Origin of the sequence: Mycobacterium colombiense, from assembly GCF_003284975.1 — a bacterium.
Taxonomy (GTDB): domain Bacteria; phylum Actinomycetota; class Actinomycetes; order Mycobacteriales; family Mycobacteriaceae; genus Mycobacterium; species Mycobacterium europaeum_A.
Genome location: NZ_QMEU01000017.1, coordinates 37514 through 54150 on the forward strand (window position 1 = coordinate 37514; position 16637 = coordinate 54150).

At 67.8% G+C, this 16637-nt stretch carries 14 protein-coding genes; 8 read left to right on the forward strand and 6 right to left on the reverse strand.

The window, feature by feature from the left end; all coding sequences use genetic code 11:
- Window positions 1-73: 73 nt before the first annotated feature.
- Window positions 74-1057, reverse strand: coding sequence for a heme o synthase (locus DQP58_RS08730; protein WP_240629670.1), 984 nt, complete (start codon window positions 1055-1057; stop codon window positions 74-76).
- Between the two features lie 255 nt (window positions 1058-1312).
- Between DQP58_RS08730 and tkt the strand changes: the two genes are divergently transcribed.
- From tkt to pgl, 5 genes are all read left to right on the forward strand, one after another.
- Window positions 1313-3412, forward strand: coding sequence for a transketolase (gene tkt / locus DQP58_RS08735; protein WP_112708030.1), 2100 nt, complete (start codon window positions 1313-1315; stop codon window positions 3410-3412).
- A 15-nt stretch (window positions 3413-3427) separates the two neighbouring features.
- Window positions 3428-4546, forward strand: a complete 1119-nt coding sequence (gene tal / locus DQP58_RS08740; RefSeq protein WP_112708031.1) for a transaldolase — start codon at window positions 3428-3430, stop codon at window positions 4544-4546.
- Complete coding sequence (gene zwf / locus DQP58_RS08745; RefSeq protein ID WP_066864486.1) at window positions 4543-6087, forward strand: glucose-6-phosphate dehydrogenase; 1545 nt, start codon at window positions 4543-4545, stop codon at window positions 6085-6087. Before tal ends, zwf begins: the two co-directional genes overlap by 4 nt.
- Before the next feature lie 81 nt (window positions 6088-6168).
- Window positions 6169-7080, forward strand: a complete 912-nt coding sequence (opcA, locus tag DQP58_RS08750) for a glucose-6-phosphate dehydrogenase assembly protein OpcA (RefSeq protein ID WP_112708032.1) — start codon at window positions 6169-6171, stop codon at window positions 7078-7080.
- Window positions 7077-7844 carry a 6-phosphogluconolactonase gene (gene pgl / locus DQP58_RS08755; RefSeq protein ID WP_112708033.1) on the forward strand — a complete coding sequence of 256 codons (768 nt, stop codon included), beginning with the start codon at window positions 7077-7079 and terminating at the stop codon, window positions 7842-7844. Before opcA ends, pgl begins: the two co-directional genes overlap by 4 nt.
- Before the next feature lie 13 nt (window positions 7845-7857).
- On the opposite strand, the gene DQP58_RS08760 is transcribed toward pgl, so the two are convergent.
- Window positions 7858-9345: an MFS transporter gene (locus DQP58_RS08760; RefSeq protein ID WP_430915758.1), complete on the reverse strand. Its 1488-nt coding sequence runs from the start codon at window positions 9343-9345 to the stop codon at window positions 7858-7860.
- 115 nt (window positions 9346-9460) lie between these two features.
- On the opposite strand from DQP58_RS08760, the gene DQP58_RS08765 reads away from it, so the two are divergent.
- Window positions 9461-9859: an ATPase gene (locus tag DQP58_RS08765; RefSeq protein ID WP_066864498.1), complete on the forward strand. Its 399-nt coding sequence runs from the start codon at window positions 9461-9463 to the stop codon at window positions 9857-9859.
- A 19-nt stretch (window positions 9860-9878) separates the two neighbouring features.
- Window positions 9879-10808 (forward strand): histone deacetylase family protein, encoded by a 930-nt coding sequence (locus DQP58_RS08770; protein ID WP_112708035.1) that lies wholly within the window; start codon window positions 9879-9881, stop codon window positions 10806-10808.
- A 25-nt stretch (window positions 10809-10833) separates the two neighbouring features.
- On the opposite strand, the gene DQP58_RS08775 is transcribed toward DQP58_RS08770, so the two are convergent.
- Both DQP58_RS08775 and ppc read right to left on the reverse strand, forming a co-directional pair.
- Entirely contained in the window at window positions 10834-11625 is a 792-nt protein-coding gene (locus DQP58_RS08775; RefSeq protein ID WP_112708036.1) for a DUF4239 domain-containing protein, read from the reverse strand.
- Between the two features lie 74 nt (window positions 11626-11699).
- Window positions 11700-14507: a phosphoenolpyruvate carboxylase gene (gene ppc / locus DQP58_RS08780; RefSeq protein WP_112708037.1), complete on the reverse strand. Its 2808-nt coding sequence runs from the start codon at window positions 14505-14507 to the stop codon at window positions 11700-11702.
- Between the two features lie 138 nt (window positions 14508-14645).
- Between ppc and DQP58_RS08785 the strand changes: the two genes are divergently transcribed.
- Entirely contained in the window at window positions 14646-15563 is a 918-nt protein-coding gene (locus tag DQP58_RS08785; protein WP_112708056.1) for an LLM class F420-dependent oxidoreductase, read from the forward strand.
- A gap of 10 nt (window positions 15564-15573) precedes the next feature.
- Here DQP58_RS08785 and secG read toward each other — a convergent pair whose 3' ends face one another.
- Together secG and tpiA are read right to left on the reverse strand one after the other, a co-directional pair.
- Window positions 15574-15807, reverse strand: coding sequence for a preprotein translocase subunit SecG (secG, locus tag DQP58_RS08790; RefSeq protein ID WP_112708038.1), 234 nt, complete (start codon window positions 15805-15807; stop codon window positions 15574-15576).
- A 30-nt stretch (window positions 15808-15837) separates the two neighbouring features.
- Window positions 15838-16623: a triose-phosphate isomerase gene (gene tpiA / locus DQP58_RS08795; protein ID WP_112708039.1), complete on the reverse strand. Its 786-nt coding sequence runs from the start codon at window positions 16621-16623 to the stop codon at window positions 15838-15840.
- Window positions 16624-16637 lie beyond the last annotated feature (14 nt).

Genomic DNA, 16637 nt, shown 5'->3' on the forward strand with positions numbered 1-16637 from the left:
GATAAGAAATCAGTTCTCGAATTCGCCGGGTGATGCGTTCACGGCACCGAGACGACGCGAGTCGACGACCGGCTCAGAACAGGTGCGGCAGCCCGATGGCCGAGTCGATGGCGAGCGCGCAGAACACCACCGCCAGATAGTTGTTCGACTGCAGGAACAACCGCAGCGGCCGGACCGGCTCGCCGGCGCGGACCCCGGCGTAGAGCTGGTGGGCCATCGCCAGGAACCACACCCCGGCCACCAGGGCGACCGCGGCGTACAGCCAGCCGGTCGCCAGCGCCAGCGCCAGCGTGGCCAGCACCGTCAGCCAGGTGTAGATCAGGATCTGCTTCGTGACCTGACGCTCGGTCGCCACGGCCGGCAGCATCGGCACGCCCGCCGCCTTGTAATCGTCCTTGTAGCGCATCGCCAGCGCCCAGGTGTGCGGCGGCGTCCAGAAGAAGATGATCGCGAACATCACCAGCGCGGGCCAGCCAATGGTGCCCGTGACGGCCGACCAGCCGATCATCACCGGCATGCAGCCGGCCGCGCCGCCCCACACCACGTTCTGCGAGGTGCGGCGCTTGAGCAGCAGGGTGTAGACGAACACGTAGAACGCGATCGTGGCCAAGGCCAGCAGCCCGGACAACAGGTTGCTGGTCCACCACAGCCAGAAGAACGACGCCACCGTCAGCACCAGGCCGAGCACCAGGGCGTTGCGCGTCGGCACCGCGGCGCGCGCGAGCGGCCGCCGGGCCGTGCGCTTCATCACCTTGTCGATGTCGGCGTCGGCCACGCAGTTCAACGTGTTGGCACCCCCGGCGGCCAGCATCCCGCCGATCAGCGTGTTGACGATCAGCAGCGGGTTCACCGTGCCCCGCTGCGCCAGCAGCATGGCCGGGATCGCGGTAACGAGCAGCAGTTCGATGACCCGCGGCTTGGTCAGCGCCAGATATGCCAGCACCCGCTGGATTGCCCGGCTCCTCACCGTCCCGGTACCCGGCCCGGATCGTCGCCGGGCGGCGCCGTGTCCTCGGCTTGGCAATCGGCTCGGCGCGACGCGCCCGCGAACGCTCACGCAATTACTCCTTGGGGTCGCAGCGGCGCGCAGCATCTACTACGCACGATGGTAGACCGCGGTGTGGCGATGGCCCGCCCGCGGGTCGGTTCCCGCAGAGTTTTCCCAGATTCGCGAACTGAATGTTAGGCACTTTCGACGGGCGCGTAATTTTCACACCTGCCGGCGGTGGGTACCCGAAATCCTGCGCTGCAAGAGCCGGCCCTCCCGCACTAGGGTGGGATTGATCAGCTCGATGACCCAAGGACTGAGTCTGTGACGACACTCGAAGAGATCTCCACGCTGACCCAACCGCACCTTCCCGACGACTGGTCCGAGCTCGACTCGGCCGCCGTCGACACCATCCGGGTGCTGGCCGCCGACGCGGTGCAAAAGGTCGGCAACGGCCATCCCGGGACGGCGATGAGCCTGGCGCCGCTGGCATACACCCTGTTTCAGCGGGCGATGGTCCACGATCCCAGCGACACCTACTGGCTGGGCCGCGACCGGTTCGTCCTGTCCTGCGGGCACAGCAGTCTGACGCTGTACCTGCAGCTGTACCTGGGCGGTTTTGGGCTGGAGCTGTCCGACATCGAGTCGCTGCGCACCTGGGGGTCGAAGACCCCCGGGCATCCGGAATTCCGGCACACCAAGGGCGTCGAGATCACCACCGGGCCGCTGGGCCAGGGCCTGGCCTCGGCGGTGGGCATGGCAATGGCCGCGCGCTATGAGCGCGGGCTGTTCGATCCGGACGCCGCCCCGGGCACCAGCCCGTTCGACCACTTCATCTACGTGATCGCCTCCGACGGCGACATCGAAGAGGGCGTCACCTCGGAGGCCTCGTCGCTGGCGGCCGTCCAGCAGCTGGGCAACCTGATCGTCTTCTACGACCACAACGAGATCTCCATCGAGGACGACACCAACATCGCCCTGTGCGAGGACACCGCCGCGCGGTACCGCGCCTACGGCTGGCACGTGCAGGAGATCGAGGGCGGCGAAAACGTCGTCGCGATCGAGGAGGCCATCGCCAACGCGAGGGCGGCCACCGACCGGCCGTCGTTCATCTCGCTGCGCACCATCATCGGCTACCCCGCGCCCAAGCTGATGAACACCGGCAAGGCGCACGGCGCGGCACTGGGCGACGAGGAAGTCGCCGCCGTCAAGGAGATCCTCGGCTTCGACCCGGAGAAGAAGTTCGAGGTGCGCGACGAGGTGATCGCCCACACCCGCAAGCTGGTGGACCGCGGCAGGGAAGCCCACGAGAAGTGGCAGGCCGACTTCGACGCCTGGGCGCAGGCACAACCCGAACGCAAGGCGCTGCTGGACCGGTTGACCGCCGAGGAGCTGCCCGACGGCTGGGACGCCGACCTGCCGCGCTGGGAACCCGGCTCCGACCCGATCGCCACCCGCAAGGCCTCCAACGAAGTTCTCAACGCGCTCGGGCCGAAACTGCCGGAGCTGTGGGGTGGTTCGGCCGACCTGGCGGGTAGCAACAACACCACCATCAAGGGCGCGGATTCCTTTGGGCCGCCGTCTATTTCGACCAAGGACTACACGGCGCACTGGTACGGACGGACGTTGCATTTCGGTGTGCGCGAGCACGCGATGGGCGCTATTCTGTCCGGCATCGTCCTGCACGGACCAACCCGTGCCTACGGCGGCACCTTCCTGCAGTTCTCCGACTACATGCGGCCCGCGGTGCGGCTGGCCTCGTTGATGGACATAGACACGATCTACGTGTGGACCCACGACTCGATCGGCCTTGGCGAGGACGGCCCGACCCATCAGCCGATCGAGCACCTCGCGGCGCTGCGCGCCATCCCGAACCTGTCGGTGGTGCGCCCGGCCGACGCCAACGAGACTGCCTACGCCTGGCGCACGGTCCTGGCCCGCGGCAACGGCAGCGGCCCCGTCGGCCTGATGCTGACGCGCCAGAATGTGCCGGTGCTGGAGGGCACCAGCGCCGAGGGCGTCGCCCGGGGCGGCTACGTTCTAGGCTCGGACGGCGAGGAGCCCGGCCAAGAGCCAGACGTGGTGCTGATCGCGACCGGCTCGGAGGTCCAGCTCGCCGTTGATGCGCAGAAGTTGTTGGCGGACAAGGACATTGTGGCGCGGGTGGTTTCCATGCCGTGCGTCGAGTGGTTCGAGTCCCAGCCGGAGGACTACCGCGACAGCGTGCTGCCGCCGACCGTATCGGCGCGGGTGGCCGTCGAGGCCGGGGTGGCCCAGTCCTGGCACAAGCTCGTCGGCGACACCGGCAGGATCGTCTCGATCGAGCACTATGGCGAGTCCGCCGATTACAAAACGTTGTTCCGGGAATTCGGTTTCACCGCAGAAGCCGTCGCGGCCGCCGCGGAACAGGTAGTGGACAACTGAGAAAGGGCGTTTCAAATGACTCAGAACCCCAACCTCGCGGCGCTGTCCGCCGCGGGTGTATCCGTCTGGCTGGATGACTTGTCCCGCCAGCGGCTGGAGTCGGGCAACCTGCAGGAGCTGATCGACACGAAAAGCGTTGTCGGCGTGACCACCAACCCGTCGATCTTCCAGAAGGCGCTCGCCGAGGGCGATGCGTACGAGGGCCAGATCGCCGAGCTGGCCGAGCGCGGCGCCGATGTCGACGCGACCATCCGCACCGTCACCACCGACGACGTGCGCAACGCGTGCGACGTGCTCAAGCGGGAGTGGGAGGCCTCCGACGGCGTCGACGGGCGGGTGTCCATCGAGGTCGACCCGCGGCTGGCCGCGGAGACCGACAAGACGATCGCGCAGGCCGTCGAGCTGTGGAAGATCGTCGACCGGCCCAACCTGTTCATCAAGATCCCGGCGACCAAGGCCGGCATTCCGGCGATCACCGCCGTTCTCGCGGAGGGCATTTCGGTCAACGTCACGTTGATCTTTTCCGTCGAGCGGCACCGCCAGGTGATGGACGCCTACCTGGCCGGCCTGGAGAAGGCGCGCGAAGCGGGCCACGATATTTCCAAGATCCATTCCGTCGCATCGTTTTTCGTGTCCCGGGTGGACACCGAGGTGGACAAGCGGCTGGAGAAGATCGGGTCCGACGACGCCAAGGCGCTGCTGGGCAAGGCAGGGGTGGCCAACGCGCGCCTGGCCTACGCGGCCTACCAGGAGGTGTTCGAGGGCGGCGATCGCTTCGAGTCGCTCAAGGCCGACGGCGCCCGGGTGCAGCGTCCGCTGTGGGCGTCCACCGGTGTGAAGAACCCCGACTACTCCGACACGCTCTACGTCACCGAGCTGGTCGCCCCTAACACGGTGAACACCATGCCGGAGAAGACGATTGACGCGGTCGCCGACCACGGTGAGATCAAGGGCGACACCGTCACCGGCACCGCCGGGGACGCCCAGGCGGTGTTCGACAAGCTGGACCAGATCGGCATCGATCTGACCGACGTCTTCAAGGTGCTCGAGAACGAGGGTGTGGAGAAGTTCGTGGATTCCTGGACCGAGCTGCTGGAAGAAACGCAGAAGCAGCTGCGTTCCGCCTCCAAATGAGCCCAGCCCGCACCGCGCAACAATGGCATAACCCTTTACGGGACAAGCGCGACAAGCGGCTTCCGCGGATCGCGGGGCCGTGCGGGATGGTGATCTTCGGCGTCACCGGCGACCTGGCTCGCAAAAAGGTCATGCCCGCCATCTACGACCTGGCCAATCGCGGTCTGCTGCCGCCCAGCTTCTCGCTGGTGGGCTTCGCCCGCCGGGACTGGAGCACCCAGGATTTCGGCAAGGTGGTGCACGAGGCCGTCAAAGAACACTGCCGCACACCGTTCCGGCAAGAGAACTGGGACCGGCTCGCCGAGGGATTCCGTTTTGTCCCGGGCGCTTTCGACGACGACGAGGCGTTCGGCCGGCTGGCCGAGACCCTGGACAAGCTGGACGCCGAGCGCGGCACCGGCGGCAACCACGCCTTCTATCTGGCCATCCCGCCTAATTCCTTCCCGATGGTGTGTGAACAACTACACAAGTCCGGCCTGGCGCGCCCGCAGGGCGAGCGGTGGAGCCGGGTGGTCATCGAGAAGCCGTTCGGCCACGATCTGGAGAGTGCGCAGGCCCTGAACAAAACCGTCAACAGTGTGTTCCCGGAGGAGTCGGTGTTCCGGATCGACCACTACCTGGGCAAGGAGACGGTCCGCAACATCCTGGCGCTGCGGTTCGCCAATCAGCTGTTCGACCCGATCTGGAACGCGCACTACGTCGACCACGTGCAGATCACCATGGCCGAGGACATCGGACTGGGCGGCCGGGCCGGCTACTACGACGGCATCGGCGCCGCGCGCGACGTCATCCAGAACCACCTGATGCAGCTGCTGGCGCTGACCGCGATGGAGGAGCCGGTCAGCTTCAGCCCCTCGGCGCTGCAGGCCGAGAAGATCAAGGTGCTCTCGGCCACCCACCTTGCCGAGCCCCTCGACGAGACGACCAGCCGCGGTCAGTACGCCGCCGGCTGGCAGGGCGGCGAGAAGGTGGTCGGGTTGCTCGACGAGGAAGGCTTTGCCAAGGACTCGACCACCGAGACGTTCGCCGCCATCACGCTCGAGGTGGACACCCGCCGCTGGGCGGGGGTGCCCTTCTACCTGCGTACCGGAAAACGCCTGGGCCGCAGGGTGACCGAGATCGCCCTGGTCTTCAAGCGGGCGCCGCACCTGCCGTTCGATGCGACCATGACCGACGAGCTGGGCACCAACGCCATGGTGATCCGGGTGCAGCCCGACGAGGGCGTCACGCTGCGGTTCGGCTCCAAGGTGCCGGGCACCGCGATGGAGGTCCGCGACGTCAACATGGACTTCTCCTACGGCTCGGCGTTCGCCGAGGAATCGCCGGAGGCCTACGAACAGTTGATCCTCGATGTGCTGCTCGGCGAGCCGTCCCTGTTTCCGGTGAACGAAGAGGTCGAATTGGCTTGGGACATACTCGATCCCGTGCTCAACAACTGGGCGGCGGACGGTAAGCCCGAACCGTACGAGTCGGGCACCTGGGGTCCGGACTCGGCGTTCGAGATGCTGCGGCGCACCGGCCGGGAATGGCGGCGCCCGTGATCCGCGCCGCGACGATGCAGCGGGGGCGCCCCCAGCCGCGCCGCGGCGAGGGGGACGCAGCGATGAGAAGGAGCGCCGCTCGTGATCATTGATATGGAAGACACCACCACCACGGCGGTCAACAAGAGGCTCGACGAACTGCGGGAAAGGGTCGGCGCCGTGGCGATGGGCCGGGTGCTGACGCTGATCATCGCGCCGGACAGCGAGGATATCCTCGAAGAGTCGCTGCAGGCGGCCAACGACGCCAGCCATGAGCACCCCAGCCGGATCATCGTGACGATGCGGGGCAATCCGTATGCGGACAAGCCGCGCCTGGATGCGCAGTTGCGCGCCGGCGGTGACACCGGCGCCAGCGAAGTCGTGGTGCTGCGGCTGTCCGGGGCGTTGTCCGGCCACGCCGCCAGTGTGGTCACGCCGTTCCTGCTGCCCGACATCCCGGTGGTGGTCTGGTGGCCTGACGTCGCACCGACGGTGCCCGCGCAAGACCCGTTGGGGCGGTTGGCGATTCGTCGCATCACGGACGCGACCAACGGGGTGGACCCGTTGGCGGCGATCAAGAGCCGGCTGCCCGGATACACCGCGGGTGATACCGACCTGGCCTGGGCGCGGATCACCTACTGGCGCGCGCTGCTCACCTCGGCCGTCGACCTGGCGCCGCACGAACCGATCGAGTCGGCGCTGGTGTCCGGTCTGGCGACCGAGCCCGCCCTGGACGTGCTGGCCGGGTGGCTGGCCAACCGGATCGACGGCCCGGTGCGCCGGGCGGTCGGCGAACTCAAGATCGAACTGGAGCGCCAGAGCGAAACCATCGTCTTGAGCCGGCCGCAGGAAGGAAGGACGGCGACGTTGAGCCGGACGTCCCGACCGGACGCCCTACTCCCCTTGGCGCGCAGGGAAACCGGCGAGTGCCTCGCCGAAGACCTGCGCCGGCTGGACGCCGACGAGGTTTACCAATCAGCGCTCGAAGGGATCGAGAAAGTGCAATACGTGTGAGCACCAGCATCGAGATTTTCCCGGATAGCAAGACGATGGTCGAGGCCGCCGCCGCGCGGCTGACCGACACCATCGCGAACGCCGTTGCGGCCCGCGGCCGGGCGCTCATCGTGCTCACCGGCGGCGGCAACGGCATCGGGCTGCTGCAGTCGCTGGCCGGACGTGAGATCGACTGGTCGAAGGTGCATCTGTTCTGGGGCGACGAACGCTACGTCCCCGAGGACGACGACGAGCGCAACGACAAGCAGGCGCGGGCGGCGCTGCTCTCCCAGGTCGATATCCCGTCGAGCCAGGTGCACCCGATGCCGGCCAGCGACGGGGAATTCGGCAGCGATCTGGCCGCGGCGGCGCTGGCCTACGAGCAGTTGCTGGCCGCCAACGCCGAACCCGGCGAGCCGGTTCCGAACTTCGACGTGCACCTGCTGGGCATGGGACCCGAAGGCCACATCAACTCCCTGTTCCCCGACACCCCGGCCGTGCTCGAAACCGCCCGGATGGTGGTGTCGGTCGACGACTCCCCCAAGCCCCCGCCGCAACGAATCACGTTGACGCTGCCCGCCATTGCGCGTTCCCGCGAAGTCTGGCTGCTGGTGTCCGGCGGCGGCAAGGCCGACGCGGTGGCCGCCGCCATCGGCGGCGCCGCACCGGTTTCGGTGCCGGCCGCCGGGGCGGTCGGGCTGGACACCACGCTGTGGCTGCTCGACGAGGACGCCGCGGCCAAGCTGCCGTCGGACACATCAGCAGTCACGCGACACCAGGCGTGAGCTCGGCCGGTCGCTAAGACACGGGACATCCGTCCAGCCGCAGCGACAGTTCTGTCGACGCTCGACTCAGCTGCACCGCAAAGGCTTGGGTGTCACCGTTACTCGCGACGACGAGCGTATGGCTGCCGGCGACCGGGCCGACGAGGTGGTAGTAGCCGTCGGCGCTTGACCGTCCGTGCGCGACCTGGCGACCGGCGTCGTCGACCAGCGTGAGTTCGGCGTCGGCAAGCGGCGCGGCGCCGACGCCACGCAGATGGCCGTACAGCACATTGCCCTCGGCCGACTCGACGATTTCCTCAGCGGCCTCGTCACTTTCGTGTTCGGAGGGCACGTGGGCCCGGGCCACCAGGCCGTGCGCGGTGGCGAGCACCGGCAGGCCGAGGAACACCGCGCCTCCCGCAAGGTAGAACAGCGCCGCCTGACCGTAGTGAGCGGCCACGATCCCGCCCAGCCACGGCGCGAGGCCGGCGCCGATGAACCGCACGAAGCTGTACGCCGCAGAGGCCGTGGGCCGCGGCACCGGCGACACCTGCATGACCGTGCTGGTGACCAGCGTGTTGTTCATTCCGATGAAGGCGCCGCTGGCTATCACGCAAGCGATCACCACGGGCGGCCGGGCGATCCACACTCCAATCGCCATCAAGTCCAGCGACATCAAGAACAGCGTCAGGTAGAGCGAGCGGGCGGTACCGATGCGCCGCTGCGCCCACGGCGCGCAGAAGACCGCGAACACCGCGACGAGCAGGCCCCAGCCGAAAAAGACCAGTCCCAGTTCGTGTATGCCGATCTTCATCGGATACGGCGAATAGCTCATGACGATGAAGAAGCCCGAGTTGTACAACAGGGCGGCGACCGCGATGGTCGAAAGACCGCGATTGCGTAGCGCGTTGATCGGGTCCGCGATCCGCGCCCGCTCGCCCGGCAGCGGAGCCGGCGCAACCAAGGTGAGCACGCAGATGAGGGCGACTCCCATCAGCGCGGCTACCCCGAAAAACGGCCCACGCCAACTGATCCCGCCAAGTGCGGCGCCCACCATCGGCCCCATCGCGATGCCGACGCCCAGCGCGGCCTCGTACAGCACGATCGCGCCCGCGAAGCCACCGCTGGCCGCCCCCACGATGACCGCCAACGAGGTGGCGATGAACAGCGCGTTGCCCAGACCCCACCCGGCCCGAAAACCTATGATTCCGTTCACTCCATCGGCGGCTCCGGCAAGGGCACTGAACACCACGATGATGACCAGCCCGACGACAAGCGTGAGCTTGGCGCCGATCCTGGAGGACACCCAGCCGGTGATCAGCATCGCCACCGCGGTGACCAGCAGGTAGCTGGTGAACAACAGCGAGATCTGCTCGGGTGTCGCATGCAGCCGGCTCGCCATCGTCGGCAAGATCGGATCCACCAGACCGATGCCCATGAACGAGATCACACACGCGAAGGCAACGGCCCACACCGATCTCGGCTGACGCAGAAAGCCTGGCCCCCCGCGGGTTTTCGTCAACGCCATCCTCCTTCACGCCAGACGCGGGCAGCGATTTCGACAGGGAAATTAGATAGGAACCCTATCAAAACGGGAATGGTGACGCCTGCCACACCGGCTCGGCGCAGGGGTAATAATGACGGTCATGGCAGACAGAACCGCGCGCGGGGGGCAAGAGCGAAGCCGGATCAAGACGCTCACCCAGGCCGCGTTGAACGCCGACAAGACCGTGGAGCAGGTCGAAGACGTCCTCGACGGGTTGAGCATCACCATGAAGGAGCTGAGCAGTTCCCTGTCGGCCCTCAACGCCACGGTGGAACGCCTGGAAGCCGGCCTGGATCACCTGGACGGCACGATGACCAGCCTGGACGATCTGGCCAAGCGGCTGATCGTGCTGGTCGAGCCGGTGGAGGCCATCGTGGCGCGGGTCGACGACATGGTGCGGGTGGGCGAGACCATGATGTCTCCCCTGGCGATCACCGAGCACGCGGTGCGAGGTCTGGTGGACAGGCTGCGCAACCGGACCGTGCAGTAGGCGCCCGGCGGGACCTTCGATGGCCACGTTGCTGCTGCACCATGCCGCGTTCGCGGACCATCGGACCGCGCCCGGCCATCCGGAGCGACCGGACCGCTACCGCGCGGTGGCGGCGGCGCTGAGCCGGCCACAATTCGACACGCTGATGCGTGCGGAGGCCGAGCCGGCCGACCTCGCGACGACGCGCTACGTGCACTCCAATCGCTACGTGGACGCGTTGGAAGCCGCGCGGCCCGAAGACGGTTACGTCTACCTCGACGGCGGCGACACCATGATGGAGCCCTCGACCTGGGAGACGGCGCTGCGCGGGGTCGGGGCCACGCTGCAGGCCGTGGACGCGGTGCTGGCCGGTGACGCGCAGAACGCATTCGTCGCGTGCCGGCCGCCGGGCCACCACGCCGAGACCGAGCGCGCCATGGGTTTCTGCCTGTTCAACAACATCAGCATCGGCGCGCGGCACGCGCAGCGTAAACACGGGCTGACGCGTGTCGCCATCGTCGATTTCGACGTCCACCACGGCAACGGCACCCAGCAGATCTTCTACTCCGACCCCAGCGTGCTCTACGCATCCACGCATCAGATGCCGCTGTTCCCCGGCACCGGTGCGGTGCGAGAAACCGGGGTGGGCAACATCTTCAACGCGCCCCTTGCACCCGGTGACGGCGGGACCGAGCTGCGCGCGGCCTTCCAGGATCGGATACTGCCTGCGCTGCAAGGATTTTCGCCCGAGCTGATCATCGTGTCCGCCGGTTTTGACGCCCATGAACGCGATCCGCTCGGCTCACTGACCATGACGGCCGACGACTTCGCCTGGGTCACCCGGGAATTGATGGCCTCGGCCGAAAGGCTGTGCGACGGGCGGCTGGTGGCGGTGCTCGAGGGCGGTTATGACCTGCAAGGCCTCACCGATTCGGTCATCGCGCACGTCGGCGAGCTGCTGAAGGGCTAAACCGCCTCGCCCTCAGCGTCGATGCTCAGCGCGGGAAGTAGCGGCTGTCGTTGTCGACCGAATCGAAGATGTCCAGCGCGTGCTGGAATGGCCCCGACGTGATCCGCTGGTCGGTGGCATAGGAGTGGTCGAGCTGGAACACGACGCACAGCAGCAGACCCAGCAGCACCGCGACCGTGCTGGACACCACGACGTGACCGACGGTGCTGCCCACGCGCAGGAAACCCGTAAACGCAACCAGCACAACCGCGCCGAAGATCAACCCCGCCCACATCAGGGGCGGGATCCGTGGCTTGGTGCCGACGATGCGCTCGTTGCGGTCGGAGGCCAACTCACTCAACTGGTTGAGGAATTGCTGATTGATCGGCTTCGCCGCGACGTTGGGTTGCTGGCGGCCGACCGTGCGATACATCCGGGTGATCGCGGCTCGTGCGCCGTCGTTGCGCTGCTTGTTCCACTCCGGGCCGGCCACCGCGCCCGCGTATTTGCGCAACAGCTCCTGGATCTCGGTTCGCTCCGGTTCGGGCATGGCGACGGTTTGCCGGTACATCGTCGTCAGGGCCGACGCCTCACCGGAGACGACGACCTGAGTGGACGAAAAGTGTTCCCAGGTGGCCACCACGGTGAACCCCAGCAGTGCACCGTAGATGAAGCCGACGACGGTGAGGAACGAGGCGATCGCCGGATTGTGTTCCTTGCCGTTTCGCCGGCTCGGCAGGATGCGATGGCCCAGCCAGATGGAACCCACCGCTATGGCGATCGCCACCGCCACGACCGAGGCCAGAAAGAGCCACAGGGGTAGTCCGGATCCGCTCACTGGTCTCCTCGGTCGACGTCGCGTCAATCAGGGTATTCGCGGGGGGCCGGCCCGGGGAGGCGAATCGCGGGTCATCAGCCGCTGTTTCGCAGCGCGCTGGCGAGCCCGTTCATGGTCAGCAAAATGCCGCGCTGCACCAATTCGTCGTCGTCGCCGGAGCGGTAGCGGCGCAGCAACTCCACCTGCAGGTGATTGAGCGGCTCGAGGTAGGGGAAACGGTTGAACACCGAACGCGCCAGCGCCGGATTGTCGGCGAGCAGGTTGTCCTGACCGGTGATGAGCTTGTGCATGGCGATGGTTCGCCGGTGCTCGTCGACGATCTTGTCGAACACCCGGTGCCGCAATTCCTCGTCGTCGACCAATTCGGCGTAGCGCGCCGCCAGGCCGAGGTCGCTTTTGGCCAGCACCTGGGCCAGGTTGGACAGCACGCTGCGGAAAAATGGCCAGCGCTGGTACAACTCGTGCAGGGTGTCCACCCGCTCGCTTTCGCTTTCCGGGCCGGCCGCGATCCACTGTTCGAACGCCGACCCGGTGCCATACCAGCCGGGCAGCATGACCCGCGACTGGCTCCACGCCAGCACCCAGGGGATGGCGCGCAGGTCCGAGATGGACTCGGTGGGTTTGCGCGAGGTGGGGCGGCTGCCGATGTTCAGTGAACCGATCTCGCTGACCGGCGTGGAGGCCATGAAGTAGTCGACGAAACCCGGTGTCTCGTGCACCAATTCGGCGTAAGAACGCTGGGCCAGCACGGCCACCTCGTCGAGCACCGCGTACGCCGGTTCGGCGGCGTCGCCCAGGCCCTCCACATCCAGCAGCGTGGATTCCAGCGTGGCGGCCAGCAGGCTCTCCAGATTGCGTTGCGCCGCTTGCGGTTCGGCGTACTTGGCGGCGATCACCTCGCCCTGCTCGGTGAGTCGCAGCGAACCGTTCACCGCGCCCGGCGGCTGCGCCAGGATGGCCTCGTAGCTCGGCCCGCCGCCGCGGCCGACGGTGCCGCCGCGACCGTGGAAGAGCCGCAACCGGATCCCGGTTTTGCGGGCCACCTCCACCAGGGCCAGCTCGGCCCGGTACACCGCCCAGCTGGACGCCAGGTAGCCGCCGTCCTTGTTGGAGTCGGAATACCCCAGCATCACCTCCTGGCTGTCGTCGCGGGCGGCCACCAGGGCGCGGTAGATCGGGAGTTCGAGCATGGCGTGCAGGATGGTGGCACCGTTGTGCAGGTCGTCGATGGTCTCGAACAGCGGCGAGATGCCCACCGGGCAGTACGGCGCATCCCCGGACGCGTCGATGAGGCCGGCCTCTTTGAGCAGGATCGCGGCCTCGAGGACGTTGGAGACCGAACGGCACATGGAAATCACGTAATTGGGCACGGCGGATGGTCCGTAGCGCTTGATGGCGTGCGCCGCCGCGCGCACCACGCCCAGCTCTTTGCGGGCCAGCTCGGACAGTTCCGCGCGGTCACCGACCAGCGGCCGCCGGGTGGCCAGCTCGGCGGCCAGCAGCTCGACCCGGTCGTCTTCGGACAGCGAACCGTAATCGGGGTGCACCCCGGACCACGCCAGCAGCTCGGCGACCACCTCCTCGTGCACGTCGGAGTTTTGCCGCATGTCCAGGCCGCACAGGTGAAACCCGAAGACCCGCACGCCTTCTCGCAGCAAAGCCAGGCGGTCGTCGGCCAGCAGCGCGCTGCCGTGCGCGCGCAGCGACGCATCGACGGTGTCCAGGTCGGCCTGCAGCTCGCCCGGGGCGGCATAGGGCGGCAACCCGAGGTCCAGCTCGTGCTGGGGTCGGCGGTCCAGGATCTCGGCGCCGGTCGCGGTGAGCCGGGCGCGGATCACCCGCACCGCGCGCCGGTACGGCTCGTCGGCGCGGGCCTTCTCACCGCAGCCCTCGGCCAGTTCGGTCAGCTCGGGGCTGACCGCGACCAGACGCGCCGACATTGACAGCTCCTGTTCCAGCGCGGTCAGTTCGGCCAGGTAGTGCGCCAGCGCGGTGAACGCGGCGTTGCCGGTGGCCTGGCGCACCACGTCGCCCGTCACGTTCGGGTTGCCGTCGCGGTCCCCGCCGATCCAGGAACCGGGCTGCAGGATCGGCTGGTCGAGCAGGTCGGCATCGGGCCAGCGCGACCGCAGGGCGTCGCGCAGCTCGGCGTTGACCTGGGGGATCACCTTGAAGAACGCGGCCGCGTAGTAGCGCAGCCCCACCTCGATCTCATCGGTGATCTGCAACCGGGACAACCGGATCAGCGCGGTCTGCCACAGCGTGAGGACCTGGCGGCGCAACTCGCGTTCGATGTTGCGGCCGTCGTCGGTTTCTTCGTGCCCCTCGGCGTGCAGCCGCATCAGTTCGGTGATCCGGTGCTGGGTGACGAACACGGTGCGCCGGCGGGTCTCGGTGGGATGCGCGGTGATCACCGGCGCCACCACGGCACCCTTCAGCGCATCGGCGACGGTGGCCGAATTCAGTTGCGCGGAGTCGAGTTTCGCGTAGGTAGCGGCCAGGCTGCTGTCCTGCGGCGCCTCGCCGGCGGCGACGTGAATCGCCCGGCGGCGCTCGCGGTGGATGTCTTCGGCGACGTTGGCCAGCAACGCGAAGTGGCTGAACGCCCGGATGACCGGGATCGCCTGGTGGATGTCGATGCCATCGAACATCCGCGCCAGCTCCGCGCGGTCGATCTCGGAGCGCCGCACCCGAAACGATTCGACCCGGGCCCGCTCGACGAGCTCGAACACCTCGTGCCCGTTCTGCTCGCGCACGGTGTCGCCCAGAATGGCGCCCAGCAGCCTGATGTCGGCCCGCATCGGCTCGGTCGCCTCGCGACCCACCAGGGTGCGCTGCACGGCGCCGATCGGTTCCAGCGTGCCCTCGGATGCCTCAACCATGAGTCCCAGTATCAACGCGGATGTCCGCGCCCGCCCGTCGGGGACCGTCCGCGGCCGCGAATCACCGTGGCGCCCAGCGGGTCAGATCACCGTGATTTAACAGGAATGACCGGCCGATCCACCGTGTTGGTTGCGGACATGTCCACCGGAATCATCCTCATGGCCCGTCCCGATGCCCCCAACCTCGTCGATGACGTGATCGCCCAAGCCCAACGAGCCCACGAGCTCGGTGTCGCGCAGGTGTGGCTGCCCCAACAGCAGAACTACGACGCCATCGCGCTCGCCGCGCTCGTCGGAGCCGCCGTGCCCGGGCTGGGCGTGGGCACCTCGGTGGTGCCGATCAATCCCCGTCACCCGCTGATCGTCGCCTCGTTGGCGCAAACGGCGCAGGCCGCCGCGCACGGCAACTTCAGCCTGGGGCTGGGACTGGGTGCCCGACAGGTGGAACGCCCGGCCTTTGGCACCGACTTTCCCAACACCATCACCCGGTTGCGCGAGCACCTGACGATCCTGGCGTCGGTGTTCAGCAGCGGCGGCGTCGACTTTCACGGCAGCGAACTGCACGCCAGCCCCACCTGGCCGGTGCGGGTGCCCGGCGGCACACCGATCCCGGTGTATGTGGCGGCGATGGGCCCCAAGGCGCTGCGGGTCACCGGCGAACTGGCCGACGGGACACTGCCGTATCTGGCCGGGCCCCGCACCATCGGGGAGTTCATCGTGCCCGAGATCACCAAGGCGGCGGCCGAGGCGGGCCGCCCGGCACCGCGCGTCATCGCCGCGGTGCCCGTGCTGTTGTCCGACGACGTCGAGGGCGCTCGCAGCGCCGCCGCCCAGCAGCTGAGTTTTTATGAGGCCATCCCGTCGTATCGCAACGTGATCGCCCGGGAAGGCCTCGCCAGTGTCGTCGACCTCGCCGCGATCGGGCCCGAGGAGTCCGTGGCACGCCAGTTGCGCCGCTACCGTGACGCCGGAGCCACCGACATCGTGCTCAGCCCGCTGGACCGCTCCGACTCGGTCGACCGCGAAGCGCTGTGGAGCCTCACCGCCGCGCTGTGACCAGGCGGGGTCAGCGATATTTGATCATCAGCGCCACGCCGATGATGCACACCAGCCAGATGGCGGTGATGAAATACGTCAGCCGGTCCAGGTTCTTCTCCACCACCGTGGAGCCGGACAGGCTGGACTGCACGCCGCCCCCGAACAGCGTGGACAGGCCGCCACCCTTGGCGCGGTGCAGCAGCACCAGCAGCACCACCAGGATGCTGGTGACGACCAGGGTGATCTGCAAAGCCAACTGCATGACGGCCAGCCTACCGGGGCGAAGCCGTGCTCAAGGAAGAGGCCCACCGGCGGCGATCGCCGCCAGCGTGGCGAACTGTTCGCCGTCCAGGGAGGCACCGCCGACCAAACCGCCGTCGATGTCGTCGCGGGCGATCAGCTCGCCGATGTTCTTGGCGTTCACCGATCCGCCGTAGAGCACTCGCACCGAATCGGCGACCTCCGGCGAGGCGAGGGACGCCAACTGCTTGCGGATCGCCGCGCACACCTCCTGGGCATCGCCGGCGCTGGCCACCCGCCCGGTGCCGATCGCCCACACCGGTTCGTAGGCGATGACCACCTTGCCGATCTGTTCGGCCGACAGCCCGGCCAGCGACTCGCGCACCTGTTTCTCGCAATGGCTGACGTGCTGGCCGGCCTCACGGATGTCGAGGTGCTCGCCCACGCACACGATCGGGGTCAGCTCGTGCTTGAGCGCCGCGGCGGCCTTCGCGGCCACCACCGCGTCGTCCTCGTGGTGGTAGGTACGCCGTTCGGAGTGCCCGACGACGACGAACGTGCAGCCCAGCTTGGCCAGGAAAGCGCCGCTGATGTCGCCGGTGTAGGCACCCGAGTCGTGCTCGGACAGGTCCTGGGCGCCGTAGGTCAACCGCAGCTTGTCGCCGTCGACCAGGGTCTGCACGCTGCGCAGATCCGTGAACGGCGGCAACACCGTGACGTCGACCTTGTCGTAGTACTTGTCCGGCAACGCGAACGCGATCTTCTGCACCAGCGCGATGGCCTCGAAGTGGTTGAGGTTCATCTTCCAGTTGCCGGCGATCAGCGGTTTGCGGCTCACGACTGAAGGGGCCT